The sequence below is a fragment of the Rickettsia australis str. Phillips genome, from assembly GCF_000273745.1.
Classification (GTDB): Bacteria; Pseudomonadota; Alphaproteobacteria; order Rickettsiales; family Rickettsiaceae; genus Rickettsia; species Rickettsia australis.
Genome location: NZ_AKVZ01000023.1, coordinates 1 through 25150 on the forward strand (window position 1 = coordinate 1; position 25150 = coordinate 25150).

A 25150-nucleotide genomic window follows, 5' to 3' on the forward strand; every position below is an offset into this window, starting at 1 on the left:
CATTAAAATGCTCTCTTAGCTGCCCCTCACTTAATTGATCAATTTTAGGGGTTGTAGCTAAAAATTCTTCTAAGGGTTTGGTATCTATTTTTGCTTGCCTTTCTTTTTCAAGCAAGTCTTTCTTATCTTCATAATTTCCTATTGATGTTTTTAAACTACTTATTTAATTTATTTTATCTTTTTTTTGTTCCATACGTACTAATTTTGTGTCTGCTTCACCTATAACATTACTTCCTCCTCCAATAAGACCGGCTGCTAAACCAATCATAATCTCGCCTGCTGAACTTGCTTGTGCCACTAACGCTGCTACTTCTAAAACATTATCCCGAACTGCTTTTAAAATTTCTTTAGTTCTCGTAGTATGTAACTTTTTAGGTTCAAGAATTTCTTGATAAATTTTAGGTAATTTAGTATCCAAGAAATTTTTAAGTGCAGGACTATCTTTTCCTTTATCTATTTGAGTAGCAACTACTAACTCTGCTTGCTTTACATAATTAGCTTTAATATTTTCTCTTTCTATCTCAATGCTTATCTTCTCTTACTTCCAAAATTTCTTTTCCGACATTATAAGCAATGGCTGATAAAGAAAATGCAGCAAGCCTAAGTCCAACCGGCGTCGGGTTAAGGGCTAACGACACCATGACACCACCAATTTTTGCCGTACGTTTTACTGCCTTACTACCCAATTGTTTTATATGTTGTCTCTAATACATTTGCTGCCATTTCAGCACCCAGTAAAGTTTTTATTTTATCAAGCACCTTATCGGCAATACCAAAACTTAGGTTACCTTTTTCTTTAATTTTTGCACCTTGCTAAAGTTTATCAACCGAATCTTAAGCTTTTGCTACTTTTTCTCCAACGTTAATTACTCCTTCTACTACATGAGCAGGACTAGCGATAATTTGACTACCCTCCTTTACCACTTCAATTGCTACTCCACTTGCAGCGATTCCGGCACGAGCGACTCTAGCACCGTAAAGTACCGTATTCTCTTTCAACATTCTTTTTCCTGCTGGCTTATTTTGCGATTACCGTTCCTCTGGATACTCAGAAGCTTTTGTTTGTGCTGCTTCTAAAGGCTCTACTCTTTCAGAGGTATTTATTGAAGATTTAAGCTTATTATCTTCTGCTGCATTTTTTACTACCTCTTCAGGAACATTAATAGATGATTTACTGCTTAAATTTTCTTTACTCATTAATGCTCTTTAACTTTTTTAGGTATTATTGCATAGCTCAGCTGTTTTGTCATTGCGAGGAAATTATGCAATAATCGACGAAGCAATCTCAGGATATTTGACGAGATTACCACGCAGCCTACGGGTGCTCGCAAGGCGTTGCCCGCGTGGATCAATTTCACCTCTGTCATCCCGTGGCTTGACCGGTCTTGTTGCATGGCTCGTTTTATGTCATTCCCGCGAAAGCGGGAATCCAGTAAAACCTACAAAAAACTTGTTTTTTTGGTTTATTTCACCAAATTATGTAACTTCTATATCAATATTTAAGTTATTTGTCTGGATCCACGCATACGTGGGAATGACATAGGAACACTCACCTCTTCCCCATCGCATAGCTAGTAATCAAGGTTTTTATAGACTTAAAATTATTTATTGCCTTAAATCCTATTTGTCTTAAATATCTTACATTTTTGGAATAATTTGAAAAAATATTATTTAACTCATCAGTCAGCTTATACATAATAAAATTATCCTCTTGCCTTAGCTTTTGGTATTCTTGTAATGTACCATTATTACTAACAATCATACTCAAAGTATCTATATCCTTTATGCCCTGATTAAGCCCCTGTCCTGCTAAAGGATGTACTGTGTGAGCAGTGTCGGCAATAAGCACTATCTTATTATGAAAATATCTATTTGCTATACGCGCTTTTAGTGGAAAACTACTAATCTCACTATCAATAGTAATGTTACCTAAAGAATTACCGGCATTTCTTTGAGTTAAAAATCTAACTTCTTCTACAGGCAAATTAACAATTAAAGCAGCCTGATCAGAAGAAGTTGACCATATTACGGATGAAGCATATTGATTTTTTAAAGGCAGCAAAGCAAAAGGACCAAGCGGCAGGAAATGCTCCATAGCACAATTTTCATGCGGATTTTCATGCTTAATATTAAATGTAAGAGCAGTTTGATAAGGTTTTTCAATTTCATTAGCAAAATAATGAGACTTCACTTTTGAATTTGCTCCATCACATATAATTAATAAACTACACTTAATTTGTTTATCATCAAATTTTATAATCGAGTAGTCATTATGGCTTATAACCTCTTGATATTGATTATTATCAATTAATGTTATCCACGGATTATTAGTTATTTTTGACAATAGTATTTTTTTAAAATCACTATTCTTAACCACATATCCAAGTACAGCGTCATCGTCATTGCGTAAATCTAATATCTCTGCAGCCTTATTATCTACTACATATATTTCTTGCATTTTTGCCACAAACTTTTCAAGCTCTTCCCATATATCAATGGAGAATAAGAAATTTTTGGAATGCGGCGTTAAAGCAGTAATTCTTATATCGTTGAAAAACTCTGGGCTTTTTACCGATTTACTCTCGAAGATAGTAGTTTTTATACCCTTTTGTGCAAAAGACAGTGCAGTTAGCATGCCACTCAAACCGCATCCTAAGATTATAGTATCAATCTGTTTTGTTTTCATTTGACTCATGTATAAAATATTTTAAATATCCATTTGTTGCTATAAAGCTTAAAAGAAAGTAAATCATTGCTATATCCAAATATGAACTATTACCTGAGTATAAACCTAAACAGCAAATAAATAAACTCACTAAAGTCGTGCAGCTATTTAAAATCAATAAATGTGTTAAAATATCTGTTTTTTTGATAAATAGGTAGGTTATTAAGCAAATAAATAATGAAATAATAATTAAACAGATGTTAAGCATAATTTTTAAAATTTGGTTTTACTGCTTGTTAGAGGCTTTGTTGTATTATACCGTGGCTTGACCACGGTATCCATAAAAATAACTTAATAATACTAATAATTTTAGTAGCAACTGGACCCCGTGGTCAAGCCACGGGGTGATACAGCAAAGCACTAGATTCCCGCCTACGCGGGAATGACAATATCACACAGTACCCTCATTATATATAATCATTTATAACACTACAAACTGCAAATAAAATTAATTAAAATTCCTTAAATAATTTTAATATTATGTAATCTTAGCCAACCTTTACATTGTAAATAGCTATTGTGACAAAAATGTTATAAAAAAATGTTGCTTTCTTTTACATTCAGCATTAACGTATATAATTTAGGCTTTGATTAATATTTTTAAGGTAAATTGTAATGTCACAACTAGATGTTTTAATAGTAGACGATGAAGAGAGTATACGAAATCTCATTGCTGCAAATTTGAAAGATGAAGGTTTTAATCCTAAGGTTGCCGCTAATAGTACTCAAGCTCTTAAAATACTTTCCGAAAAACCGGTCTCTGCAGTTATACTTGATATTTGGCTTCAAGGAAGCGAAATTGACGGTCTTGGGATTTTAGAGATAATTAAAAAACGCTATCCTTTAATGCCGGTAATAATTATTAGCGGTCACGGTACTATAGAAACAGCAGTAAATGCTATAAAAATGGGTGCTTACGATTATATAGAAAAACCTTTTAATAATGATAAATTAGTTATTCTACTTAAAAGAGCTTGCGAAGTAACAAAGTTAAAACGTGAAAATATAGATTTAAAATCAAAAATTATAGATAAAACTGAATTAGTAGGCGGATGTTCGGTAACTTTAAAATATAAAATGGAAATAGAAAAGGCAGCTAGCTCTAGCAGTCGTATAATGATTCACGGTAAAAGCGGTAGCGGTAAAGCACTTGCAGCAAGATTAATTCATAAACAATCTAAAAGGGTTAATAATCCGTTCATTATTTTCAGCCCTACCTGTATGACTACAGAAAAAATTAATCAAGAATTATTCGGCAAATTGGAAAAGCAGGAAAATAATAATAAACGCCCTACTATCTTAGAATTTGCCAATAACGGTACTTTATATATAGATGAGGTCAGTAATATTCCTATTCCTATCCAGGTAAAATTATTAAAATTCCTTAAAGATCAAACTATTACAAAACCTTGTGGAAAAAATATTAAAGTTGATATAAAAATTATCACCGGTACTTCTAAAAATATTCAAGATGAAGTGAATAATGGCAAATTCCTAGAAGATCTATATTATCGCCTTAATGTATCCTCTCTAAAAGTACCCTCATTATATGAGAGAAAAGAAGATATACCGCTACTCGTTAAATATTTTGTTAAACAGCTTTCAAAATTTTCAGGTTTAAAAGAACGTAACTTTGCTGATGACACTATCGCTGCTCTTCAATCCTATGAATGGCCCGGTAATATCAGACAATTACGTAATGTAGTTGAATGGACTTTAATTATGAATCCATTAACTGTAGGTAATAATGAAATTATCAAACCTTATATGATACCTTCCGAAATATTAGCAAATAGTGCTAATCTCACAAAACTTGAAGATAGTTTTGATATGTTATCTATGCCGCTTAGAGAAGCTAGAGAAGTTTTTGAACGTCAATATCTATCGGCACAAATGAGTCGTTTTAATAATAATATTTCAAAAACATCCTCATTTGTCGGTATGGAAAGATCGGCTTTGCATCGTAAATTAAAATTATTAAGCTTACATATACCTCCTACAAATAGAATAAATGAAGAAAAATATGAGGAAGCAAATGCTTAAAGTAATATCAATAATTACTATTTATTTGTTATTAAGCAGCTGCTCCGAATCTACTCATGATGCGAATGGATTACTTACGGATAGCCAAAGCACAGTAATTCGGAATTATATAATATCGCAAAATTCTAAAAACCTTAAAGTGAACCTTAAAGAGAAGTTCGGTTCAAATTTAAAAGGAATCAAATTAATAGGAGTAAAGCTAATAAATGAAGATTTATCAGGAATAGATTTAACTTCCTGTGAAATATTACGTGTTGATTTTGCAGGTAGTAATTTAGAAAAAGCTATACTTACAAATGCTATAATTCAAGAATGTAATTTTGCAGATTCGGTAATAAAAAATATTTCCGGATATAATTCTGACTTTCAAGGTTCAATTTTTAACAATATAACATTACAAAATACAAATTTTGTTCAATCAAATTTTAGCGATACTGCTTTTAATAAAACTACTATAATAAATGTCAATTTTGAAAATTCTAAATTTAGTCATGTATTATGGCGCAATAACACTATCGACAGTGTTAATTTTCAAAAAACTAACCTAAAGAATAATAGCTTTAAAAATACTAATATAACAAATTCAATATTTTACGGTACAGATTTAGAAAAAAGTGTAATAAATAATACCAATTTTACTAATAATTATTTTGAATCTAGCGACCTAAGTCACACTAAATTAACATCAGTAATAATTAAGGATTCTAACTTTACACACAGTATTTTTAATGAAGTAAACTTTAATAACGTACAAAGTAATAACTCTTTCTTTTCATACGCTTCCTTTCAAGATTCAACATTACGGAATATTAGCCTTACTAAATGTGATTTACAAAATAGTACAATTAGTAGTTCAGTGTTAAATCATTTTAAAATTAATAATACTATATTAAATAATATGAGTCTTAACGATAACAAATTTAATAATTTATCAATAAAAAATAGTAATGCTAATTTTGTAAGGATTAATAAAACTAAAGGCTCAAATATTACTTTAGATAATATAAGCTATACTAATAATATTTTTAGCAATAATGATTTTAAACAATTTATAGTAATTAATACTGACTTAAACAGCAGTGAAATAATAAACTCAAATATAACTAATGGACAATTTAATAATGTAAATTTTTCTAAATCTTTAATACAAAACGTAAATTTTTCAGATGTTAAAATTACTTTAGGTAATTTAAAACAAATAGCTCTAATAAATTCTAATCTAACAAATACTACGGTTATTAACTCCGTCCTTTCTAATTCACAAATAAATAATATTAACTACCAAGCATATTCCGGTTTTATTAATACTAATGTTTCTAATAATATTATTTTAAATAGCGATAATTCGAGCAAAATTCCACCAAATAATATAGTAATAAGTTCGGTAAAAGATTTACAAAAAATAACTAACTTAACAAATATAAATTTAACAAATCTTGACTTAAGTAGTTTAGTATTTAATGGAACAGATTTTTCACATAGTATCTTTAAAAATACTAATTTAACAAATACGGTAATAAACAATTCTATTTTAAAAGAAGCTAATTTTTCTACAGCAATACTTACTAAAACAGATTTCTCAAACTCAATATTAACAAATAGTATATTTAAATCAGCTAAAATTGATCAAGCGGGCTTTAATAACTCTGACCTAACAAATACTGATTTTACCGAAGCAACAATTAAAGATACTTCGTTTGATAAAGCTAAGACAAGCGGAATGAAAGGAGTGGAGTAGTTTTTAAGTGTTATAAGCGATTGTAGGATTTGTTGCGCATGGCTCAGTTTCACCTCTGTCATACCGTGGCTTGACCACGGTATCCAGTTAAAAATGCTAAAATTATTAGTATTTTTTATTGTTTTTATGGACCCCGTGGTCAAGCCGCGGGGTGACGCAGTAGGTTTTACCGGTACACAACAACGCCTGCTATCAATGACCACTCGGTACCCATACAGCAACGCCCCACTTATGCAGGAATAACACAGAATTTACCTTTGGTGGCTCTTCAAAGATTTTCCTTTATTAGTAGGAGTATTAGACGGTGTAAATGGATTATTATTCATGCAAGCAGTAGGACTTTGCTTCTTCATTCTATTAATAATTCGTTGTTGTTTAAGATTATTTATCTTTTGTCTTCCGGCTATCCTTATAGATTTAGTAATTTTGGCAGTTTCTACAAATATTTCCTGAGGAGTTTGTAGCTGATCAATTTGCTCATAATGTTTTTTAAGAAACTCTTCTTTTATCTTTGGCTTTACTCCTTTCAAATCAACATATATTTTATATAACTTCTTTAATTTTATTTTAGATTCTTTTATTTGTTGTTTGGAAGATTTTTGAGAAAGTGATTTAATTGAATTAACAAGACTACTGCCTATTTCTTTTATAATATTAACTGCAGGCGAAGCTATTTGCTTTATTCCTTCATACATTTTACCGAGTTCTTTAGCAATAACATCTAATATTTTAGGCTCATATTCTTTAGATATAGGATGTGTATCCCTAATAATATCTCCAGCTTCAGTTAAATTATTAGCTAAATTAAATAATGCTTTTTTTGCCTCTAAATCAGTAGATCTAGTAGCATATGAACTAGCTATATCTGCATGAGCATCTATAGTATCGGTAATTATTGATTTAGTATCATTAAAAAAAAGATCTTTAGATGTCTTTTTTCGTGTTACAGTAGTATCTTCTCTTAATTTATCTAGCCTATCACGTATTGCTTGGTCTGTTTGAGCATTGAGAGCTTTACTTTTTTGTTCTATTTTAACCTCAGATTGTATCTTCTCAACTAGCTTATCTACCTCATCATCGGATTCATAACCAGAGTCATAACCGGATTTTTTTGCAGGAACATAAGGCCTATCTTGGAGCTTTGCAAATCTTTCTTCTAATTCTTCAAGTGTTGGAGGAGTACCTTTAAGTTTTGCTAATCTTTCTTCTAATTCTTTTATTATTGGATCGTCCTGCTTTTTCTTAGACATATATACCTCTGTAATAATTCTCAATTATTAATAACATAAACTACTAACTAAAATAAAGTATTTTTTAATATGAAAGATAACATCCCTTTAAACAATATCATTATCCAATGCTACCTGCTATTTTAGTGCTGTTATCTTCAAAATGAAGATGCTGAGTTATTATTCCTGCTTTATTCTATTGTTTCAAAAGCAGTACCGGTAAGGCCTTTAGCTATACATCCTATTTTAGGAAAATGATCTTTGATATAATTATCTAGTTTTAATAAGATAATTATCATCTGATAACAAGATTTTTAATGCCTCTTTTTTATGTTTTGGCAAACTGCTATATTCGCTAAGAGCAGCATATTCTTTATATCCTATAGCACTCTCTTTGCTGAACCTCTTTTCAATAAATTCAGCCAACTTACTTAAACAATACTGTGATACTCTAGCATCTCAAATTTCTTGCACTTCAGGAGTAGAGGAGTTATAGGCATTAACAAAAGCATCACCTTGTAAAACCCTCAAGTTTTTTTATAGAGGTATAAATATACTATTCTCAAGAAGAATTTGAGCCATTTCTATACGATTTAATTCAAGAACAAAAAACCAAGCAGTTTTTATAGCCCCTGCATACTCAAATTCAGCATTAACATCTGCTCCCTTTTATAGTAAAAGCCTTGCAGCTTCAATACTATCACCTTCAAAGGCTGAATGAAAAGGCGTTACACTATTTTCAGAAGCTCTTTGATCTACAGTAAAAATATTATTGTCGAGCAGATAATTTATAATATCTAAAAATCCATTTTTTGCAGCAATATTAAATATAGTTAATTTATTATAATCATCTTCTATTATAAAATATGGATTACCTCCCTTTTCAATAAAATACTTTATTACAGGCAATAAGTCATGACAAGCAGACTCTTCTACTCTTGCTTCTGCTTTTCCCTCTCTATAATAAGCTCTAAATTCTAGTAATTCTTCTTCAGATAAATAATATCTTTCTAGATATCATTTTAAGAATAACTTTTTTGATGCTTCTTCAGATAAGTTATATTTTTCTTTATACAATTCTAAGAATGATTCTTTTAATTTGTCTTCAAATAAATTGCCGTTTTCTTCAGATAATTTAAAAAATAACTGTTTTAATTCCTCTTCAGATAAATTTTTTTTTATAAACTGCTAAAAATAAATATAGCACGTCTTCACTGGATAAATAGTATTTTTCTTTATATGATTTTAAAAATAACTCTTTAATTCTTTTTTAAATAAGCTGCATCTTCCTTTATACGATTTAAAGAATAACTCAGTTTCTTCTTGCTGCGTTAATTCTTCTAACATAATTTTACCATAATTTAATTTTAAACATAATTACATAAAGACACACAGCAGGTATATGAAGCTCAATTTGGAAAAGAGGAATCGGTTTTGAAGCTTTTAACTGCAGCGTACATACTATAGTCAAGTACAACTAGGCCAATTTTTCAAATTCAGCGAGTATACTTATCCAGCACGTCAGACATGATTTTACGAGCTATTGGGGCGGCTGCTTTACTACCGCCTCCTCCATGGTCAACAAAAACAGTAACGGAATAACGAGGATCGTGATAAGGAGCGAAGCCTAAGAATAAAGCATGATTACGCCTCTCCCAGGCAATAGAGTCACGGTTTAAATCGTCTTTAGCATTTAGTTTGCCTTGTACTTGGGACGTACCAGTTTTACCGGCAAGCTGCCTATTTTTACCTAAAATTCTATTATAATACGCCGTACCTCCCGCAACATTCACAGTATTATATAAACTTTCTTGTATTATTTTAATATTTTCAGGCTTAATATTAACATTATAAAATTCCGAATCATTTTTTAATATTCTAGGCGTATATAGTTTACCGTTACTTGCAATAGCTGTAATAAATCTTGCAAGCTGCATCGGCGTTACTCCTAAAAATCCTTGCCCTATTGCTAAATTAAAGCTATCACCTATTGACCAAGGAAGCTGTAATTTTTTCTTTTTCCACTCTTTTGACGGTACAAATCCACTACTTTCAGGAGCTAAATCAATACCGGTCTTTGAGCCGAGACCAAATTCTCTTGCAACTTCAAGAATTTTATCCGGACCTACTATTTTTGCGAGTTCATACATATAAATATTACAAGAATACTTTAAAGCAGACATCATATCTACCGTCCCATGCCCGCTATGATTCCAACATCTAAAGCTATTAGTACCAAGAGCAGAGCTACCGTCGCAAAAAACGGTTTTATTAGGATTAATGCCTACTTCAAGGGCTGCAAGTACGGTAATTATTTTAAAAACCGAACCTGGGGGATACGAGCTTTGTATTACCTTATTAATTAAAGGCTTATAAGGATCGCTCATTAAACTTTGCCAATAATTTTCCGATAACTTACTGAAATTATTTGATTCAAAACCCGGTGTGGAAGCACAAATTAGTATGTTTCCGGTTCTAGTATCCATAACTATTGCCGAAGAACCTTTAGGATTTAAATATTGCTGGATATTTTGCTGAAGAGAAGCGTCGATATTTAAATACATATCTTCACCAGATTTAGTAGGGGTTCCTGCTATTTCTCTTACCTGCTTACCGTAAGCGTTTACTTCAACTTTTTTATAACCGAATTCTCCTCGTAATTTATTATCGTAATATTTTTCGATACCGGATTTACCAATATTAAAATCGCTTAAGCTATGTATATTTAACTCTTGCTTCTCTTGTTCATTTATTTGACCTAGATAACCGATTAAATGAGAAGTAGTGCTTGAAAAAGGATAAAACCTTAAATATCCTATATAAATGAATATTGAAGCCAGTTTATGCTTTTGTTCTTCAATCATTGATACTTGCTGCCAATCAAGCTGATCAAGTATTATTAAAGGAGTGTGGCGACTAGATTTTTTAATTTTTTGCTTAATATAATTATATTTTTCCGGAGATAAATTTAGAATATTACTAATTATTTCTAATTCATCCCAATAATTATTATTAATGCTCCTATCTATTACTAGCTGATAACATGGTTTATTAGTAGCTAAGATACTGCCATCTAAATCATAAATTCTTCCTCTGGTCGGCAGAAGTACAACAAAATTAATACGATTCTTATCTGATAAAGTCTTATATTCTTCACTTTTAATAAGCTGCAAATAAAACATTCTTATTCCAAGCAGTGATAAAAATCCGAGTTTACCTAACCCGATTATAAAGGCCCTTCGTGAAATTAACTCACCATGTAGTATTTTTTTATTTAGCATACTTTTTAAAGTAATTCATAGGAGTGTCAAGCATAAGACGAATTATATTATAAGAAAATATAGTTGTTAAAAATTGAAAGAAAATTATTAAATATCCGTCTGCTTCTAGCTTCTTGCTTGTGATTAGTAAATATTTAAAATTCAATATAAATAAACAATAAACACAAAAAACAACAAAATTTATCAAATAGTTTTTAGCTAGAAAAAATTTTGAAGAGAGTTTATATATTATATATGCCGACAAAAAAACTAACGAATTTGTACCGATAGGCATACCACTTACTTGATCTATCAATAGACCGAGGAAAAATATGCTAAAAATATTTAAGGAATATAAAGACATGAAATAATAAATAAACATAATTTCCATTGCCGGAAAAATTCTGCTTTGGCTATTGATTTTATAACTCACTAACGGAAATAATATTATAAAAAAACATAGCAAAGCAAACAGCAATTTTAATATTACTTGTAAGCTATTTTTATATATGTCCTGTTTTATCTTTAACATGAATAATTTGTTGTTATGTGTTTTGTACTGTGTTATACTACAATTAGTTATCATTCCGCGACCTGATCACGGAATCCATATCAACAACATTTTATATGGTCATCTTAACTGGATCTCGTGGTCAAGCCACGGTATGACACTATATATAAAATATAAATTAATTTTCTATTTTGTACAGTTTTAAAAAATGAATATAGACTCTACAATAACTCACTATAATTAGGGTTAGGTCTTTTATCATCACCGCTAAGCTCTCATTTTTCTTGTTCATCGGAATTTAAGAAGAAAAATGGTTGTTTTGTTATAATGTTATTTCTTTTTAATGGGAAATTAAAAGACTTAAGACGCCTGATAGGGGTAGTGTTAGTATGTTTATTTGTTTTTTGACATAAAAACCTCCTTACTCAATGTCATATCGTGGCTTGAACTCGTGTTGTATGAACGTTCAGTATGTCATTCCCGCGTAGGCGGGAATGACATACTGAACGTTCATACAACAACGCCTATAGTCGCCCGCAATGACTATATCTATAAGTTATTAAGTAATATTTTCAACTCTCTTCCTCACTTTGTTCTATCGGCTCTAAACCATATAAAGATATCATACGCTCAAACACTCTACCGGCAGTAGGGGCAGCCGTCCAGCTTGCCGTTGCAAAGCCAAAGCTTTCTTTAGTCGGTTTCGGCTCATCAAATCTAATAAAAATAATATATTGCGGGTTAGATGCGGGCAGCATACCTAAAAATGATGAAGCTCTACTATTTTTTAGATATTTCTTTTTTCCCCCTGCACCTTGTGAAAGTTTTTCTGCCGTACCGGTCTTACCGCCGATAAGATAGCCTTTGACCTCTGCTCTTTTACCGTTACCTTCTTTTACTACCGACCTGAATAATTTCTTCATTTGGGTAGAGGTATTTTCACTAAAAACTTTTGTGCCTATTACTTTTTCATCCTTTCTTTTTAATAAAGTAATATCATATAAAGTACCGCCGTTAACGACCGGTAACATTGCTCTAACAAAATGCAAAGGACTAATTGAAATGCCATAGCCGTACGACATAGTAACACTAGTTAACTCATTCCATCTTTTCTCGGAAGGAAATAACGGAGTACCTCGTTCAGGTAATTCTATTTGTAACTGATCTAATAGACCTAATTTCTTAAGGTATTTTTTAAAATTGCTTTTACCGATTTCAAGCATAATTTGACTTGTACCAATATTTGAAGAATATAGAAAAATCTCAGGCACACTATGCCACCCTTGCCTTGGCGTATAATCCTTAAGCTGGAATCCTCCCACTTTCATATAACTTATATCATAAGCATCATTCATATTTATTGCACCGGTATCAAAACCGACTGCCATAGTTAATGCCTTAAACACCGAACCCATTTCATAAATGCCCAGACTTGCTATATTAAACAACTCTTCCGGTTTTGCTAAACTCGGATGATGCGGATCGAAATCAGGCTTATTTACTAATGCTAAAATCTCACCATTATTTGGATCGGCAATAATGCCTACTGCTCCTATGGCCTTAAATTGCTTTAAAGTTTTATCAATCTCTTCACTTAAAATACTTTGTAACCTGATATCAATAGATAATTGAAGCGGTTCTTTCCTATTCTTTGGTTCGTTTAATTCATAATCGGAATTAGTTAAATATTTATCATAAGCGAGTTCTAAGCCACTAAGCCCTACCGAATCTCTACCTACATAACCGATAACATGCGACAATAAATTAGAAAAAGTATAAATTCGTTTCTGCTCTTCTTCAAATTCAAAACCAAGTAACCCAAGGCTCGTTATTTTTTCCTGCTGACTAGGTAATAAATCCCTTTTTACCCATATAAAGCTTTTATTTGATTTAAGTTCCGCAAGTAATTTAGCTTTATTAATATCAGGTAGAATTTCTGCTAGTTTTTTTACGGAAGTTTCAGGATCGAGAACTATTTGTGGATTAGCGAATAATGATGCAGAAGGTAGGTTAACTGCTAATAAATTACCGTTTCGATCAACTATTTCTTTTCTAAATTGATGCTTTTTTTTAAAGGAATTAATATTTTTATCGTAAACATTCGTAGCAACGATTATCAATCTGTAAGATAAAATGCAAAAAAGAAAAGAAAAGCCACAAATAACCATTAATAATCGAATTTTTGTATTTTTACTACAAACATTCCAAATTATCAGACTTTTAATTGCAGGTTTCCATTTTTCTAAAATTTGTTTCATATATTATTTATAATGACGTTTATAAAAGCCATGCAACAATCCTACTAAGATACGAAGATCAACTTCAAAAAGAGAGCAAGGAGTCCATAAGACGAGGAGCGGAGCGTATACTTGTGAGCACCGCAGAACTTATAAGACGACGCAGCCAATTTTTGAAGTTCATCGAGCATCCTTCACTCTACTCGAAACAGTCTGTATATACTTATTATTCGTAATTCTTTTGTAACGCCATTTACTACTCTTTGAAATACTAATATTATGATTAAATTTAATATTTTGATCGATATTTGGTCCTAACGGATCTTTTATCATTTGATAAGATTTAACTGTTTCTAATTTTAAATAAGCTGCTGCAAGTTTTTCCAATCTAGCCGGCAAAAGTAGATAAGCTTGCTCTGCTTTCAAAATATGAATATTATTATTCTCACTATTTATCTGTTTTACAACGCTACTTAATTGATAATCAAGAGTTGAGACTCTCTCCTTTATGCTAAACAAACTACATATTACTATAATTGTTATCAATAATGTTAAATAGTGCAACTTTCTTATAGTCATAACTAAATTACTCTTGTATTTCCTATAATACTTAGACAATTTTTTAAAAGCATTCGATATCATGCTTAGGTAAAAAGCAGCATTGCCTGAGTGGTTCAAAAAACCTAATCGATGTCATTCCCGCGTAGGCGGAAACCCAAAGCTTTAGGGTGTCATCCCGTGGCTTGAGCACGGGATCTAAAAATAATAAATTAGATACCGCGCTCAAGTCGCGGTATGACAAAGCACTGGATTCCCGCCGACGCCGGAATGACATAAATCAAGCCATGCAACAATGACATAGGCTATAGTATCTTTTTTGTTGCTCTAAGCTTTGCCGATCTCGCTCTAACATTAAGCCTTATCTCTTTATCTGAGGGTGCTAGCGCTTTGTTAGTAATAATCTTAAGCCATTTATTTGGATCAATTATTATATCGTATTTAGCATATTTTGACCTTGCTACCGGCTTTTCCGAATTTTCTTTAAAGAAATTCTTAACTATCCTGTCTTCTAAAGAGTGAAAAGACACCACAACTAAACGTCCGTCTTTCTTTAATATATTTTTTACATTTACTAAAAACCGCTCTAACTCCCCAAGCTCATCGTTTATATAAATCCTAATAGCTTGAAAGGTTTTAGTTGCAGGATCAATTTTGCCTTTTCTAAATCCTATACTGCTCCTTACAATCTCAGCGAGCTTGCCCGTACTATCAATTCTTGCCGTTTTTCTATATTCCACGATTCTCTTAGCTATTCTTCGTGAAAAGCTCTCATTACCATATTTATAAATTATATCGGCAATTTCTTTTTCCTCTAACGTATTTACCAATTCCTCGGCACTAAACCCTTGCCCGCTCATACGCATATCTAGTGGTCCGTCATGCAAAAACGAAAATCCTCTATCTGCTTTATCTAACTGCATTGATGAGACACCTAAATCCAGCACTATCCCATCAAATTTTTTTTCCTTAAGCTTTGCAAAACTATCTGCAAAATTCGTTTCTATAAAATCGAATCTCTCAACGTAATTTTGCTTAATTTCTGCGGCTTTTTTAATCACGTTTGGATCACGATCCAAAGCTACGACATAACAGTCACAGCTTTCTAATATTGCTTTGCTATATCCTCCTGCTCCAAACGTACAATCCAAATAAGACTCACCGCCTTTTGGATCTAAAACCTTCAATACTTCGCTTAGCATTACAGGTATGTGGGGCTGTAACATCAATTTGCATTCCGTAGAGTTAACCGCTGTTCATGAGCAATTTTTTGAGCAGAATTTAAATATTTCTCAAAATTCTGCGGCTGCCAAATCTCAAAAATCACCCCTTTACCTACAAAACATGCTTGCTCTTCGATCCCTGCATGCTTCATTAAAGATTGCGGCAATATTACTCTTCCCTCCCCATCAAACGAAAGCTGGACGGCTTCCCCGAATATCATAGTCTCAAAGGCATCACGCTCCTCGGAATAAGGATCAAGCGTCTCGATCATTTGCTTTAATTTCTCGATATGCGAAATACCACACGCCTCTATACAATTATTCCTAATCGACGGATAAGCAATCACGCCGTTAAATAGTTCTTTCCCTAGTACCGCACGGTAATTCGCTGGCACTGATACCCTACTCTTTTTATCAACACCATTTACATACTTAGATAAAAATACATTCATTGGTATAATTTGGGTTAATTTGGGATTTTATGGTAATTTATAGGATATTATAGGAAGATCAAGGAGTCAAGCGTTTTTAACAGATAGAAGTTAAGTTATTAACTTGTGTCTTTATTGTCATTGCAAACTGACATTGTTGCGTAGGTTGGTTTTTCTGTCTGAGCTACGGAAAAATTGAAAATTTTGACAAAGCAATCTCAGGAAAGATTAATTTTTATTATGTTTTATTTGAAATAATTATTGATTAATATTAATAATTATCTTACTTTTTACATAAATAAAGGTTAATTATGCTGCAACTTAAAATAGGTATTTTTAAAAATATAAAAACTACAACTCAATCAAACGCTAACTATCCCCTCAAGCAAAAAACTACTAAAAAATTTTAAACCCCATGGTAAAATATATAAATATGATCCCAACCAAGATATTTGGACACCGGATACTGAACTTCTTAGAACAGATTATGACACATAATTATAAATCTAGCATTCTTAACTAAATATATATATTGTGAACAATGCTAAGTTTGAGCTTTAAAATCTAATTTATGTTTAATTTACCTATTGATAATATTACCGTATTCATATACCTAATATCTATTCTACTTATTGGTATATATTACCGAACTAAACATAGTAGTTTTAAGAACTATGCAAATGTTGACAGTAAAGCAAAAAATAGTAAGCTGTTATTAATAGCTACAATATTTGCAAGCTCTGTCGGAGGTGCTACCACTTTCGGCATTATGGAAAAGGTTTTTTTAGGACACGAATATTATGCTTATGCTTTGATGCTTACAATACCTATAGATATATTAATTGCAATCTATATAGTGCCTTTAATTGCCAAACATTACGGAGCTGAAAGTATCGGCGATATCCTGAGTACATATTACGGTAATATCGGTCATTTTATCGGAGGGGTTAGTTCGGTTATCGTTTCAGTAGGGTTTTTGGCTGCTCAAATAAGCGTCAGTGGCTATATTTTTCAATATATCTTAGAAATAAATTATGTAAATGGAGTAATTTTAAGTTATAGTATAGTACTTATATATACTACAATTGGCGGCTTACAGTCTATTGTTTTTACTAATTTACTACAATTTTTGGCGATGATAATCGCTATACCGACCATAACTTTTATAAGTTTAAATAAAATCGGTTTTGTAGATTTTATTAATAACCTACCTACGGCAAATGCAAATTTTGATCAGAGCAACCTACTTTCTTATACGATTGCAGCAGCTTTAAGCTTTAGCGTCATGAATCTATATCCTACATTTATCCAAAGAGCTTTAATTAATAAAAATCCTACACAAACAGCTAAAGCAATATATGCAAAATCCGCTATATATTTTTTCTTCTTGATTTGCATTACTTTAAACGGTTTAATTGCTTATAATCTTTATCCAAACCAACCGTCAAATTTAGTATTACCTTATTTAATCAACCAAATTATTCCGCCTTTAATTCAAGGGGTAGTAATGAGCGGACTCTTAGCTGCCGTTATGTCTACTGCCGATTCTGATTTAAACGTTACTTCTATAGCTCTCGTTAAGGACATAATTAACCCTATACTTAAAGTAAAAAATCAGCAAAAATTATTATTAATTGCCCGAATTATTAATGTTATAATAGGCAGTTTTGCGATAATTGTAGCTTTAAAATTTAGTAATGTAATTGATTTAGTAGTGTTCTTTACCGGTTTCTGGGGACCGGTAATATTAGTACCGTTAATAACAACGCTTTTCGGTATCAGCACATCTAAAACTATAATGGTCTTATCATCACTTGGCGGAGCAGCGACTTTCTTAATATGGGAATATTATTCTTTATCGTTACAGTATTTCAACCTTAGAGGGGTGTTTATAGGAACGATGGTGAGTCTGATAATATTTATTTTAGGATGGGGCATTACGGCTCTATGTCATTCCCGCAAAAGCGAAAATCCAGCATAAAGCGAGATAAATCGAGCTTTTAATCTTTAAAATTTAGTATGTCTAGACTTTTTAGTGAATGGATTCCCGCTTTTGCGGGAATGACATCAAGTATACTTCTGATCATATTCAAAGTTAGGTAAATCCTTATGCTGCCAATTCCATATCATGAGTTATAAAATTAGCTTTTTCTATGTGAAACTGATATTTAAAACAGTGATTGCTATTACGTACATAATAGTACACTTAAGGGTAAAACTTTTTTAGGGATAATATTTTGGCTATTTACACAAGTTCACAAGCACGAGCTAAATTATTTACTCTTATTGATGAAACAAATAAAACTCATGAGCCTATTTATATAAAGGGAAAACGTAATAATGCGGTAATCATATCAGAACAAGACTACGAAGGATTACAAGAAACTTTATATTTGTATTCTAAACCAAGCTTAGTAAAAAGAATTCTTGAAGCTAGTAAAGAATCGTTAGAAGAATGTATTAGCCATGAAGAAGCATGGAAATGATATATACTATACTGTACACAAAAAAAGCAAATGAAGATATACAAAATTTAAAAGCAGCTAAATTAGCCGATAAAGCAAAAAATATTTCTATGTAAATCCTTAACAATAAATTCAATACCATTAAATAGTAAAAAACTTTATCGTAATTTAGTTGGAAAACATTCTATAAGAATTAATTTACAACATAGACTGGTTTATGAAATATTAGAGGATAAAAAAATTATAAAAATACTTAGCATGTGAGAGCATTATGAGTAATTATTCCTCAACTCTTATGCAACGTTCTAAAAATCATCTCGGCAAGTGACTTGTTAATACCGTTTACTTTAGTCAGCTCATCTATTGTTGCATCACATACTGCTTTATAAGAACCGAAATAGTGCAGCAATGCTTTTTTACGAGTTTCACCTACTCCCTCTATATTATCAAGGCTTGATATTTTTATAGCACGTGATCTACCGAGTCTATGATTCTTTATGGCGAAATTATGTGCCTCATCCCGCAAGATTTGTAAATATTTCATAATCGGCAAATTTGTATCCAGAGTAAATACTTCTTTACCTATCATATGAAATTGCTCAATGCCGGCATTTCTATCGACTCCTTTTGACATACAAACAAAAGGAATATTCATTTCAAATTTATCCATTACCTCTTTAGCAATACCTAAATGCCCTTTGCCACCGTCTATAATCATCAAGCTTGGCAATTTATGCGGCTCATTCTTAAGTCTAGTTAATCTGCGTATTAAAACTTGCCTGAGCATTTCATAATCGTCACCTACAGCATCATTATGCGTACTGCTGGTGTCATCCCGTGGCTTGACCACGGGATCCATAAGGTTTGTTAATGTACTGGATCCCGAGATCAAGTTGTGGGATGACAACAATGGGGAGGCATGAGATGATAATGAAGAGTCGCGGGACGATAATGAGAAAACCCGATATTCCTTTTTATCAAAACCGGCTTTACCAGCAACTACCAAAACGCCGACGGCAAACTTACCTTGAATATGGCTATTATCATAAATCTCAATTCTTTCAGGAATTTCAGGAAGACCAAATAGCTCTTTGATTTCAAGCATAATCTCTTGATTTTTTGCCAATTTCTTTAAATATTGCTCTAGAGAGAATAAAGCATTTATTGCGGCATTCTGAACTAGCTTGGCTTTACCTCCACTCATAGGTATTATAACATTGAGTTTAGTAATATTATTGATTTTCTTAATCACCTCTATCACATTCTCTTTATCATTAATTTCATGATTAATGATAATTTCCGCAGGCACTTGTTGTTTTTGATAAAATTGTAATAAAAAATATTCTAATACTTCTTCTTTGGTACTATTTTCAGTAGAAGTAGGAAAATAAGGAATATTACCGCATGCTTGCCCTGCCCTATATAAAAAAACTTCTACACAATAATGTCCGTTCTTTTCTACAATAGCGATTATATCTGCATCTTTAACAATATCTGACACCCCTGCCTTAAGCTGCACATAACTAAGTGCCTTAATACGGTCTCTAATTTCTGCCGCCTCTTCAAAACGCATCTGACTACTTAGCTCTTCCATCTTTTTAGATAGGTTCTCTTGGAGTGCTTTAGTACGACCTTGTAAGAAATCTTTAACCTGAGCTACTAAGTCCCTATAGTCCTCCTTATTTATTTTACCGACGCAAGGAGCATAACAACGTTTTATTTCATATTGCAGACAAGGACGAGTACGTGAATTAAAGTAATTATCCGTGCAGGAACGTAATTTAAAGATTTTTTGCAATTCCGTTAAAGTAGTGTTAACTTCTGTGGCGGAAACAAAAGGACCAAAAAATTTTCCATCATTTAGAGTTTTACCTCGATATTTTAGCAATTGCGGGAAATCATGATCTAAACGTAGCTTAATGAAAGGAAAAGATTTGTCGTCCTTAAGAAGAATATTAAATTTCGGCTGAAATTTCTTGATTAGCTGGGCTTCTAAAAGTAGTGCCTCAACTTCGGAATTAGTAATGCTGTACTCTAAAAAACAAGTATTTGCAATCATCCGAAACGTCTTATTATCTAAATCGCTTTTAATGTAATTAGTAAGACGTTTCTTTAAATTTTTAGCTTTACCGACATAGATAACCTGTTTGTTAACTTCAAACATTCGATAAACCCCGCAGCGTTCAGGAGCATCTATAAGTTTAGATTTAATTAACTCACTTCTGGTAATTTCTAGGGTCATGTATATTGTGCATTTATCATCCCGTGGCTTGACCACAGGATCTTGTATCACAAGCTGTATTCTGAGATACCGCTACAAGCTCACAGTATGACATTTAATGCCCTGTTTTATTATAAGGATTGTCATTTGCTACTTTAACATCCACTACTTTTCGTGTATTGTCATCAAAGAAAAAAGTTATTTTAAACTCATCTCCTACATTTAAATCTACTTTTGGGTCATAAAGCATAATATGCATGCCCCCAGGCTTAAAATCAACGTTAATATTACCAGCAATTAAAAATGGATAATCGACTTTTACCATTTTACTAACACCTTGATCATTAATCGTTTGATGAATTTCTATTCCGCTTATCTTATCTGAAGATATATTCACCAAATTATAACTCTTACTTCTACTATTTATTAATGTAAAATACATAGCAGAATTGCTAACTTTACCTTGCACATTTGTTGTAGGTCTTGCCCAAGGCTGTACAAAGTTAACTGCTGCTTCTGCAGGCAATAGATCACCGGGCTGATCAGAAGAAGAATTTGTAGAATTAGGATTTTGAGCTGCTTGGTTATCAGCATAGCTTACTGCACAAATTAAAGTTATAAAACCAACTAATAAAGTTTTTAGCATAATAGCACCTATAATAAATTAAAACAGGATATTAGCATAAGTTTTTTTTTTGCAAAATATTCTTACGCACCTCTGCAGGAAATTTCTCTATTGCATAACGAACTGCGGTTCTTGGCATTTGTGATATATAACGATCCAAAAAATCTATTAACTGTTTTTCATCTTTTTTTCCTGCTTCACGTAGCATCCAACCTATTACTTTATGCATTAAATCATGTTTATCGTTTAAGAGCAATTTATTTTCAAAAGTTGTATCTAATTGATTATTTTTGATAAAATACCAAGTATCAACCATAGCTATTCGTCTCTCCCAAAGAATTTCCGATTTTGTGAATGTAAAAAGATAATCCTTTTCTTTATACCGTAAATAAGCTCCTACAACGTGATGAGCTGATGCATCCACTAAATTCCAATTATTTACGTATTTTATATTGTTTAAATAAAAATTATAAAAAACTATTTATCTTGTGCTTTCTGATATTGCATAATCAAAATAGCTAACGCTAAAAATCTTTCTTCATTAAATTCTGAAGTAATAAGTCTGCTTAAATCCCCTACATCTAAATTATAATAACTTTTATCTATTTTACGTAAAGTCGGCACAGTAACACCAATAAACCTACCATGCTCGACATACTCTCCTTCCGTAGTTTTAAAAAACAGCGTTCTACGTTCCACAGGAATAATAGCATTCTCAAGTAAAATATTTCTAATTTGTTGTCAATTTTCTTTCATGTTCAATAAGCCATTTTTGACGATCTAGCCCTGAGCCATAGCCGCCAAGCTTGCCGTTATTATTGATGATGCGGTGACAAGGAATAATTATAGCAAATTTATTTGCTCCGTTAGCATTTGCAACGGCTCTATAAGCTATTTCCATACCTATTAATTTAGCGTGGGTACAGTAACTTCGTGTTTCACCGTAAGGTACATTCATTAGCTCTTGCCATACTAATGTTTGAAATGCGCTTCCTAAAAGATATATAGGAGTATTAAATTTTTGCAAAGTACCGTTAAAATACAATTTTAACTCTTCTTCAATTGATAGAATAGGTTTAGTGCGATCTTCAGTAATAGCTGATTTTACGTTAATTTTAAGTCTTTTAATTTTATGCTCTAATCCTTTACTTTCAGCAAAATCGAGCAAATAAAGCTTCTCTTCATCACTAATTGCCAGCATTAAACCAAGTGGCGTGTCAAGCCAAGCTGATTTTAAACTCATTTTTTACACTAAATATAATTTCTTAGTATTATAATATTTCATTACACTTCAGCTATTGATTTTTTTATTTAACAATCTTAATATTTCTTTAACCAACAATTTATAGGCTATAATTATGAAAAAAGCACATGTTTTAAATATTCTTAGGTAATTAAAACGGATAGAATAGTAACTATCACTCAATTTAGCCAACACTCATCTATAGATCCACAAAATGCTGGAACTATAGCTATAAATGAAGAAAAAAACGGCGTGGTAATAGACCAGTATAAAACCGGTAAAATCACTACCGAAGAATTTCGTATAGAAATGAATGCATTAATTGAAGAAGCAGGCGGTAGACCTATTACAAATCTTGAAACATTTGATAAATGCTGGAATGCTATGTGCACAGTAGAACCTGAAAAACTAGCAGAGCTATATAATTTACAACAGACGTATGCATTTCATATCCATATTGTAGGGTGGTACAAACGAATTACAGCATAATTATATTCAGCAAGAAATACAAAAAGCCTCGATTAAACCTGATATTTCGTATACACTGAACTCGGTACATTAGATAAGAAACAATTAGAACATTATACAGAAAATGTTTTAAAAGCACAAAATTATGAGCCGATATGGCACACTGCTAATCAAAATGATTATGACCAAAACGCTTTAGACATATTAGGAAAATATTACGATAATACGACTACAGATATTATATAAATATTGATGCCTCTAAAATTCTACAATAGCGAATTATACAATAATTCGTTATTTGCGTTATTTAAATCAAATCATTTAGCTTCATGTGCTTTAGCAAAATCAATTAAACTCTCCACGACTTCATTTAAATCTTCAGGCTTAAAAATGATACCCATGTTTTTCTCAACAACATCAAAAAAATAATCATCTAGCGAATTTCTTATTTCATTTAAAATTTTAGTATTTTTATCCAATGAACAATTGTTTTCTGCTTAATGATGTCATAGGTATCACGAGCAATTTGAATGGCATTTTCACACTGATTTTGATCTCCTCGATTCTATAAGAAGCTAGCTTTGTTTTGTTGTTGCCTAATTCACTTGGTGCGTCTTTTTTAAGTTCATTTATTATATTTATATATTTATTTCAAAGCTCACTATCTGATAAACTTTTATTGTACTTTGCTATTGTATCATTTATAAGTTTAGTAAATTTCTGAAAAAGTGCAGGATCAATACGCATACAATTATTAAGAATATATCTTATCTCATTATTAATTTGATTAGCTTTCTCTAAACCTGTAATGTCTGTTCTTTTCATAAAATTTATAAAAATTTTCTCGTCAAAAATGTTAATCATTCCAGTCTTAATAATATCACCGGCAGTAATATGCTCATCAAGTAACTTTGCGATTTGATCGGTATATATTTTGTATCTGTTTTTTCATTATAACGCTTTTCTACTATTTGCTTAAGCTTGTTAAAGTTTTTTAATGCCTTATATAATTCTTCTAATTCTTTTTGTTTAAAAGATTCAGCTAATTTATTAGAATTAGAGAATATAGACATCAAATTTTTTAACCTGTCTAACAGGAAATAAAAATTACTCTGTATATTTTCATCGGCTAAATATTGCTCTAGTTGTTCAGGATCTGAGTTATTAGATACATTTGTAAAAATATTTTTAATTTCTTGCAATAGTGGGAAAAGCTCTTTTATTTTATCATTTACGACAAATATAGCTTATTCTAAATCTTCTTTATCTAAATTTTTCAATCTATCACTATCATAAAGTTTGCATGCATCATCTAATTTGACTGCTAACCCTTCATAGTCAATTATATAACCGTATTCCTTAGTTTTTCGTTCTCCTCAAATAAACGATTTGCACAAGCAATTACTTGTAAAAGAGAATGCTTTGTTAGTTTTTTGCATATATAAACTACAGTATTACGAGGTGCATCAAAACCGGTTAGTAATTTTGAGACTACAATTAAAATTTCAGAGTTATCTGCATTTTTAAATTTTTCAATGATTTGGTTTGATCTTAAACCTTTTGGGTAGCAAAAATTCCTGTATTTCATTTTTGCTTTTAATATCCTCATGACCTTCTCGATAATTGACAGCAGATATAACAACTTCAGAACTTACTTTATTTATCTCATCCAAAAATTTTTTAAAATGAATAGCAATAGATCTAGAGAGAGCTATTAACATGGCTTTTAAACCGGTGCCTTTGAACGTCGTTGAATAATGCTTTGCGATATCAGTTTCTTTAGCCTTAATCACTTCCTTTGTATTGGAAAGTGCATCTAGACTACTATATGCTTTCTTAAAAGCTACTTTTGTTTTTTCATCTACTCCATCAGTAATTATATCAAAATTTTTATTAAGCAATGATTCATTATTAAGATGCTTCAGAGCCCCTCATAAAATAACGGTACGATCATACTATCTTTTAAAACATCTTTTATAATATATGTATGAATTAGTCCACCAAACTTCTCCATAGTATTTTTTTGTTTTTTTAAGAGAGTGACCGATAAATCCTATATAACAAGCATTAGGCAAGATAATTCGCATTTTATCTGCTAAATCACTGTACTGAGTACGATGACTTTCGTCGACAAGAACAAAAAAGTTATTATTAAAATCTTAAAAGCTTTGAA

At 31.5% G+C, this 25150-nt stretch carries 31 protein-coding genes and 1 pseudogene; 6 read left to right on the forward strand and 26 right to left on the reverse strand.

From position 1 onward, the window contains the following. Positions 1-163: 163 nt before the first annotated feature. From A452_RS08320 to A452_RS0103965, 6 genes are all read right to left on the reverse strand, one after another. Complete coding sequence (locus tag A452_RS08320; RefSeq protein ID WP_017208573.1) at positions 164-418, reverse strand: hypothetical protein; 255 nt, start codon at positions 416-418, stop codon at positions 164-166. Positions 419-521: 103 nt separating this feature from the next. Beyond that, positions 522-686: a hypothetical protein gene (locus tag A452_RS08325; protein WP_017208574.1), complete on the reverse strand. Its 165-nt coding sequence runs from the start codon at positions 684-686 to the stop codon at positions 522-524. Positions 687-834: 148 nt separating this feature from the next. Continuing rightward, on the reverse strand, positions 835-1002 hold the full coding sequence (locus tag A452_RS11100; RefSeq protein ID WP_014412597.1) for a hypothetical protein: 168 nt from the start codon (positions 1000-1002) through the stop codon (positions 835-837). A 27-nt stretch (positions 1003-1029) separates the two neighbouring features. Continuing rightward, positions 1030-1197 (reverse strand): hypothetical protein, encoded by a 168-nt coding sequence (locus tag A452_RS12005; RefSeq protein WP_014412596.1) that lies wholly within the window; start codon positions 1195-1197, stop codon positions 1030-1032. A 352-nt stretch (positions 1198-1549) separates the two neighbouring features. Beyond that, positions 1550-2686 carry a 2-octaprenyl-6-methoxyphenyl hydroxylase gene (gene ubiH, locus A452_RS0103960; protein ID WP_014412595.1) on the reverse strand — a complete coding sequence of 379 codons (1137 nt, stop codon included), beginning with the start codon at positions 2684-2686 and terminating at the stop codon, positions 1550-1552. After that, complete coding sequence (locus A452_RS0103965; RefSeq protein WP_014412594.1) at positions 2667-2933, reverse strand: monovalent cation/H+ antiporter complex subunit F; 267 nt, start codon at positions 2931-2933, stop codon at positions 2667-2669. Before A452_RS0103965 ends, ubiH begins: the two co-directional genes overlap by 20 nt. A gap of 407 nt (positions 2934-3340) precedes the next feature. Between A452_RS0103965 and A452_RS0103970 the strand changes: the two genes are divergently transcribed. Beyond that, the gene (locus A452_RS0103970; RefSeq protein ID WP_014412593.1) at positions 3341-4768 is read left to right on the forward strand and encodes a sigma-54-dependent transcriptional regulator; all 1428 of its coding nucleotides are present in this window, start codon (positions 3341-3343) and stop codon (positions 4766-4768) included. Further along, on the forward strand, positions 4761-6506 hold the full coding sequence (locus A452_RS0103975; RefSeq protein ID WP_014412592.1) for a pentapeptide repeat-containing protein: 1746 nt from the start codon (positions 4761-4763) through the stop codon (positions 6504-6506). Before A452_RS0103970 ends, A452_RS0103975 begins: the two co-directional genes overlap by 8 nt. 251 nt (positions 6507-6757) lie before the next feature. Here A452_RS0103975 and A452_RS0103980 read toward each other — a convergent pair whose 3' ends face one another. The 9 genes from A452_RS0103980 to mraZ form a co-directional block, all read right to left on the reverse strand. Continuing rightward, complete coding sequence (locus tag A452_RS0103980) at positions 6758-7756, reverse strand: hypothetical protein (protein WP_014412591.1); 999 nt, start codon at positions 7754-7756, stop codon at positions 6758-6760. A gap of 249 nt (positions 7757-8005) precedes the next feature. Continuing rightward, positions 8006-8161, reverse strand: a complete 156-nt coding sequence (locus A452_RS11105; RefSeq protein WP_014412590.1) for a hypothetical protein — start codon at positions 8159-8161, stop codon at positions 8006-8008. 243 nt (positions 8162-8404) lie between these two features. Then, a complete protein-coding gene (locus tag A452_RS08330; protein ID WP_014412589.1) occupies positions 8405-8644 on the reverse strand; it encodes an ankyrin repeat domain-containing protein in 240 nt (79 codons plus the stop codon). A gap of 587 nt (positions 8645-9231) precedes the next feature. After that, positions 9232-11016 (reverse strand): penicillin-binding protein 2, encoded by a 1785-nt coding sequence (gene mrdA / locus A452_RS0104000; protein WP_014412588.1) that lies wholly within the window; start codon positions 11014-11016, stop codon positions 9232-9234. Continuing rightward, positions 11006-11527, reverse strand: a complete 522-nt coding sequence (locus A452_RS0104005; protein ID WP_014412587.1) for a hypothetical protein — start codon at positions 11525-11527, stop codon at positions 11006-11008. Before A452_RS0104005 ends, mrdA begins: the two co-directional genes overlap by 11 nt. 551 nt (positions 11528-12078) lie before the next feature. After that, positions 12079-13764, reverse strand: coding sequence for a peptidoglycan D,D-transpeptidase FtsI family protein (locus A452_RS0104010; RefSeq protein ID WP_014412586.1), 1686 nt, complete (start codon positions 13762-13764; stop codon positions 12079-12081). Positions 13765-13923: 159 nt separating this feature from the next. Next, on the reverse strand, positions 13924-14322 hold the full coding sequence (gene ftsL, locus A452_RS0104015; protein ID WP_014412585.1) for a cell division protein FtsL: 399 nt from the start codon (positions 14320-14322) through the stop codon (positions 13924-13926). Positions 14323-14606: 284 nt separating this feature from the next. Then, complete coding sequence (gene rsmH / locus A452_RS0104020) at positions 14607-15527, reverse strand: 16S rRNA (cytosine(1402)-N(4))-methyltransferase RsmH (RefSeq protein ID WP_014412584.1); 921 nt, start codon at positions 15525-15527, stop codon at positions 14607-14609. Beyond that, a complete protein-coding gene (mraZ, locus tag A452_RS0104025; protein ID WP_014412583.1) occupies positions 15527-15976 on the reverse strand; it encodes a division/cell wall cluster transcriptional repressor MraZ in 450 nt (149 codons plus the stop codon). The genes rsmH and mraZ overlap by 1 nt, the downstream gene beginning before the upstream one ends. A 550-nt stretch (positions 15977-16526) precedes the next feature. On the opposite strand from mraZ, the gene A452_RS0104030 reads away from it, so the two are divergent. From A452_RS0104030 to A452_RS12010, 3 genes are all read left to right on the forward strand, one after another. Then, complete coding sequence (locus A452_RS0104030) at positions 16527-17936, forward strand: sodium:solute symporter family protein (RefSeq protein ID WP_014412582.1); 1410 nt, start codon at positions 16527-16529, stop codon at positions 17934-17936. Positions 17937-18192: 256 nt separating this feature from the next. Continuing rightward, positions 18193-18441, forward strand: coding sequence for a type II toxin-antitoxin system Phd/YefM family antitoxin (locus A452_RS0104035; RefSeq protein WP_014412581.1), 249 nt, complete (start codon positions 18193-18195; stop codon positions 18439-18441). Then, positions 18438-18536: a hypothetical protein gene (locus A452_RS12010; RefSeq protein ID WP_014412580.1), complete on the forward strand. Its 99-nt coding sequence runs from the start codon at positions 18438-18440 to the stop codon at positions 18534-18536. Before A452_RS0104035 ends, A452_RS12010 begins: the two co-directional genes overlap by 4 nt. A 170-nt stretch (positions 18537-18706) precedes the next feature. On the opposite strand, the gene uvrC is transcribed toward A452_RS12010, so the two are convergent. The 5 genes from uvrC to A452_RS0104065 all read right to left on the reverse strand — a co-directional run bounded on the left by uvrC (position 18707) and on the right by A452_RS0104065 (position 22509). Beyond that, the gene (gene uvrC, locus A452_RS0104045) at positions 18707-20662 is read right to left on the reverse strand and encodes an excinuclease ABC subunit UvrC (RefSeq protein WP_017208579.1); all 1956 of its coding nucleotides are present in this window, start codon (positions 20660-20662) and stop codon (positions 18707-18709) included. 94 nt (positions 20663-20756) lie between these two features. Next, on the reverse strand, positions 20757-21287 hold the full coding sequence (locus A452_RS0104050; RefSeq protein WP_014412579.1) for a copper chaperone PCu(A)C: 531 nt from the start codon (positions 21285-21287) through the stop codon (positions 20757-20759). Between the two features lie 31 nt (positions 21288-21318). Then, entirely contained in the window at positions 21319-21690 is a 372-nt protein-coding gene (locus A452_RS09745; protein ID WP_274517399.1) for a DNA alkylation repair protein, read from the reverse strand. A 53-nt stretch (positions 21691-21743) separates the two neighbouring features. After that, positions 21744-22001, reverse strand: a complete 258-nt coding sequence (locus A452_RS12555; RefSeq protein WP_408005849.1) for a DNA alkylation repair protein — start codon at positions 21999-22001, stop codon at positions 21744-21746. Next, a complete protein-coding gene (locus A452_RS0104065; RefSeq protein WP_014412576.1) occupies positions 21997-22509 on the reverse strand; it encodes a methylated-DNA--[protein]-cysteine S-methyltransferase in 513 nt (170 codons plus the stop codon). Before A452_RS0104065 ends, A452_RS12555 begins: the two co-directional genes overlap by 5 nt. A gap of 252 nt (positions 22510-22761) precedes the next feature. Between A452_RS0104065 and A452_RS0104070 the strand changes: the two genes are divergently transcribed. Then, entirely contained in the window at positions 22762-22998 is a 237-nt protein-coding gene (locus A452_RS0104070) for a hypothetical protein (RefSeq protein ID WP_014412575.1), read from the forward strand. Between the two features lie 296 nt (positions 22999-23294). Here the strand turns inward: A452_RS0104070 and A452_RS11110 are convergent, their stop codons facing one another. The 6 genes and pseudogenes from A452_RS11110 to A452_RS12990 form a co-directional block, all read right to left on the reverse strand. Further along, entirely contained in the window at positions 23295-23456 is a 162-nt protein-coding gene (locus A452_RS11110; RefSeq protein WP_014412574.1) for a hypothetical protein, read from the reverse strand. A gap of 172 nt (positions 23457-23628) precedes the next feature. Beyond that, the gene (locus tag A452_RS12015; RefSeq protein ID WP_017208580.1) at positions 23629-23841 is read right to left on the reverse strand and encodes a hypothetical protein; all 213 of its coding nucleotides are present in this window, start codon (positions 23839-23841) and stop codon (positions 23629-23631) included. Next, positions 23838-24179 carry a hypothetical protein gene (locus A452_RS12020; RefSeq protein WP_017208581.1) on the reverse strand — a complete coding sequence of 114 codons (342 nt, stop codon included), beginning with the start codon at positions 24177-24179 and terminating at the stop codon, positions 23838-23840. The genes A452_RS12015 and A452_RS12020 overlap by 4 nt, the downstream gene beginning before the upstream one ends. 140 nt (positions 24180-24319) lie before the next feature. Beyond that, a complete protein-coding gene (locus A452_RS12985; protein WP_410524392.1) occupies positions 24320-24586 on the reverse strand; it encodes a type I restriction enzyme subunit R domain-containing protein in 267 nt (88 codons plus the stop codon). Continuing rightward, a complete protein-coding gene (locus A452_RS08340) occupies positions 24510-24878 on the reverse strand; it encodes a hypothetical protein (RefSeq protein ID WP_017208582.1) in 369 nt (122 codons plus the stop codon). Before A452_RS08340 ends, A452_RS12985 begins: the two co-directional genes overlap by 77 nt. Positions 24879-24898: 20 nt before the next feature. After that, positions 24899-25115, reverse strand: a pseudogene (locus A452_RS12990) (hypothetical protein); the annotation flags it as partial. Between the last annotated feature and the right edge of the window lie 35 nt (positions 25116-25150).

Excerpts from the sequence above, each read along its gene's own strand:
- A452_RS11100 (WP_014412597.1), bottom strand. The coding sequence starts at position 1,002 with ATGTTGAAAGAGAATACGGTACTTTACGGTGCTAGAGTCGCTCGTGCC.
- A452_RS12005 (WP_014412596.1), bottom strand. The coding sequence starts at position 1,197 with ATGAGTAAAGAAAATTTAAGCAGTAAATCATCTATTAATGTTCCTGAA.
- ubiH (WP_014412595.1), bottom strand. The coding sequence starts at position 2,686 with ATGAAAACAAAACAGATTGATACTATAATCTTAGGATGCGGTTTGAGT.
- A452_RS0103965 (WP_014412594.1), bottom strand. The coding sequence starts at position 2,933 with ATGCTTAACATCTGTTTAATTATTATTTCATTATTTATTTGCTTAATA.
- A452_RS0103970 (WP_014412593.1), top strand. The coding sequence starts at position 3,341 with ATGTCACAACTAGATGTTTTAATAGTAGACGATGAAGAGAGTATACGA.
- A452_RS0103975 (WP_014412592.1), top strand. The coding sequence starts at position 4,761 with ATGCTTAAAGTAATATCAATAATTACTATTTATTTGTTATTAAGCAGC.
- A452_RS0103980 (WP_014412591.1), bottom strand. The coding sequence starts at position 7,756 with ATGTCTAAGAAAAAGCAGGACGATCCAATAATAAAAGAATTAGAAGAA.
- mrdA (WP_014412588.1), bottom strand. The coding sequence starts at position 11,016 with ATGCTAAATAAAAAAATACTACATGGTGAGTTAATTTCACGAAGGGCC.
- A452_RS0104005 (WP_014412587.1), bottom strand. The coding sequence starts at position 11,527 with ATGTTAAAGATAAAACAGGACATATATAAAAATAGCTTACAAGTAATA.
- A452_RS0104010 (WP_014412586.1), bottom strand. The coding sequence starts at position 13,764 with ATGAAACAAATTTTAGAAAAATGGAAACCTGCAATTAAAAGTCTGATA.
- ftsL (WP_014412585.1), bottom strand. The coding sequence starts at position 14,322 with ATGACTATAAGAAAGTTGCACTATTTAACATTATTGATAACAATTATA.
- rsmH (WP_014412584.1), bottom strand. The coding sequence starts at position 15,527 with ATGTTACAGCCCCACATACCTGTAATGCTAAGCGAAGTATTGAAGGTT.
- mraZ (WP_014412583.1), bottom strand. The coding sequence starts at position 15,976 with ATGAATGTATTTTTATCTAAGTATGTAAATGGTGTTGATAAAAAGAGT.
- A452_RS0104030 (WP_014412582.1), top strand. The coding sequence starts at position 16,527 with ATGTTTAATTTACCTATTGATAATATTACCGTATTCATATACCTAATA.
- A452_RS12010 (WP_014412580.1), top strand. The coding sequence starts at position 18,438 with ATGATATATACTATACTGTACACAAAAAAAGCAAATGAAGATATACAA.
- uvrC (WP_017208579.1), bottom strand. The coding sequence starts at position 20,662 with ATGACCCTAGAAATTACCAGAAGTGAGTTAATTAAATCTAAACTTATA.
- A452_RS0104050 (WP_014412579.1), bottom strand. The coding sequence starts at position 21,287 with ATGCTAAAAACTTTATTAGTTGGTTTTATAACTTTAATTTGTGCAGTA.
- A452_RS0104065 (WP_014412576.1), bottom strand. The coding sequence starts at position 22,509 with ATGAGTTTAAAATCAGCTTGGCTTGACACGCCACTTGGTTTAATGCTG.
- A452_RS12015 (WP_017208580.1), bottom strand. The coding sequence starts at position 23,841 with ATGATTAACATTTTTGACGAGAAAATTTTTATAAATTTTATGAAAAGA.
- A452_RS12985 (WP_410524392.1), bottom strand. The coding sequence starts at position 24,586 with ATGAGGATATTAAAAGCAAAAATGAAATACAGGAATTTTTGCTACCCA.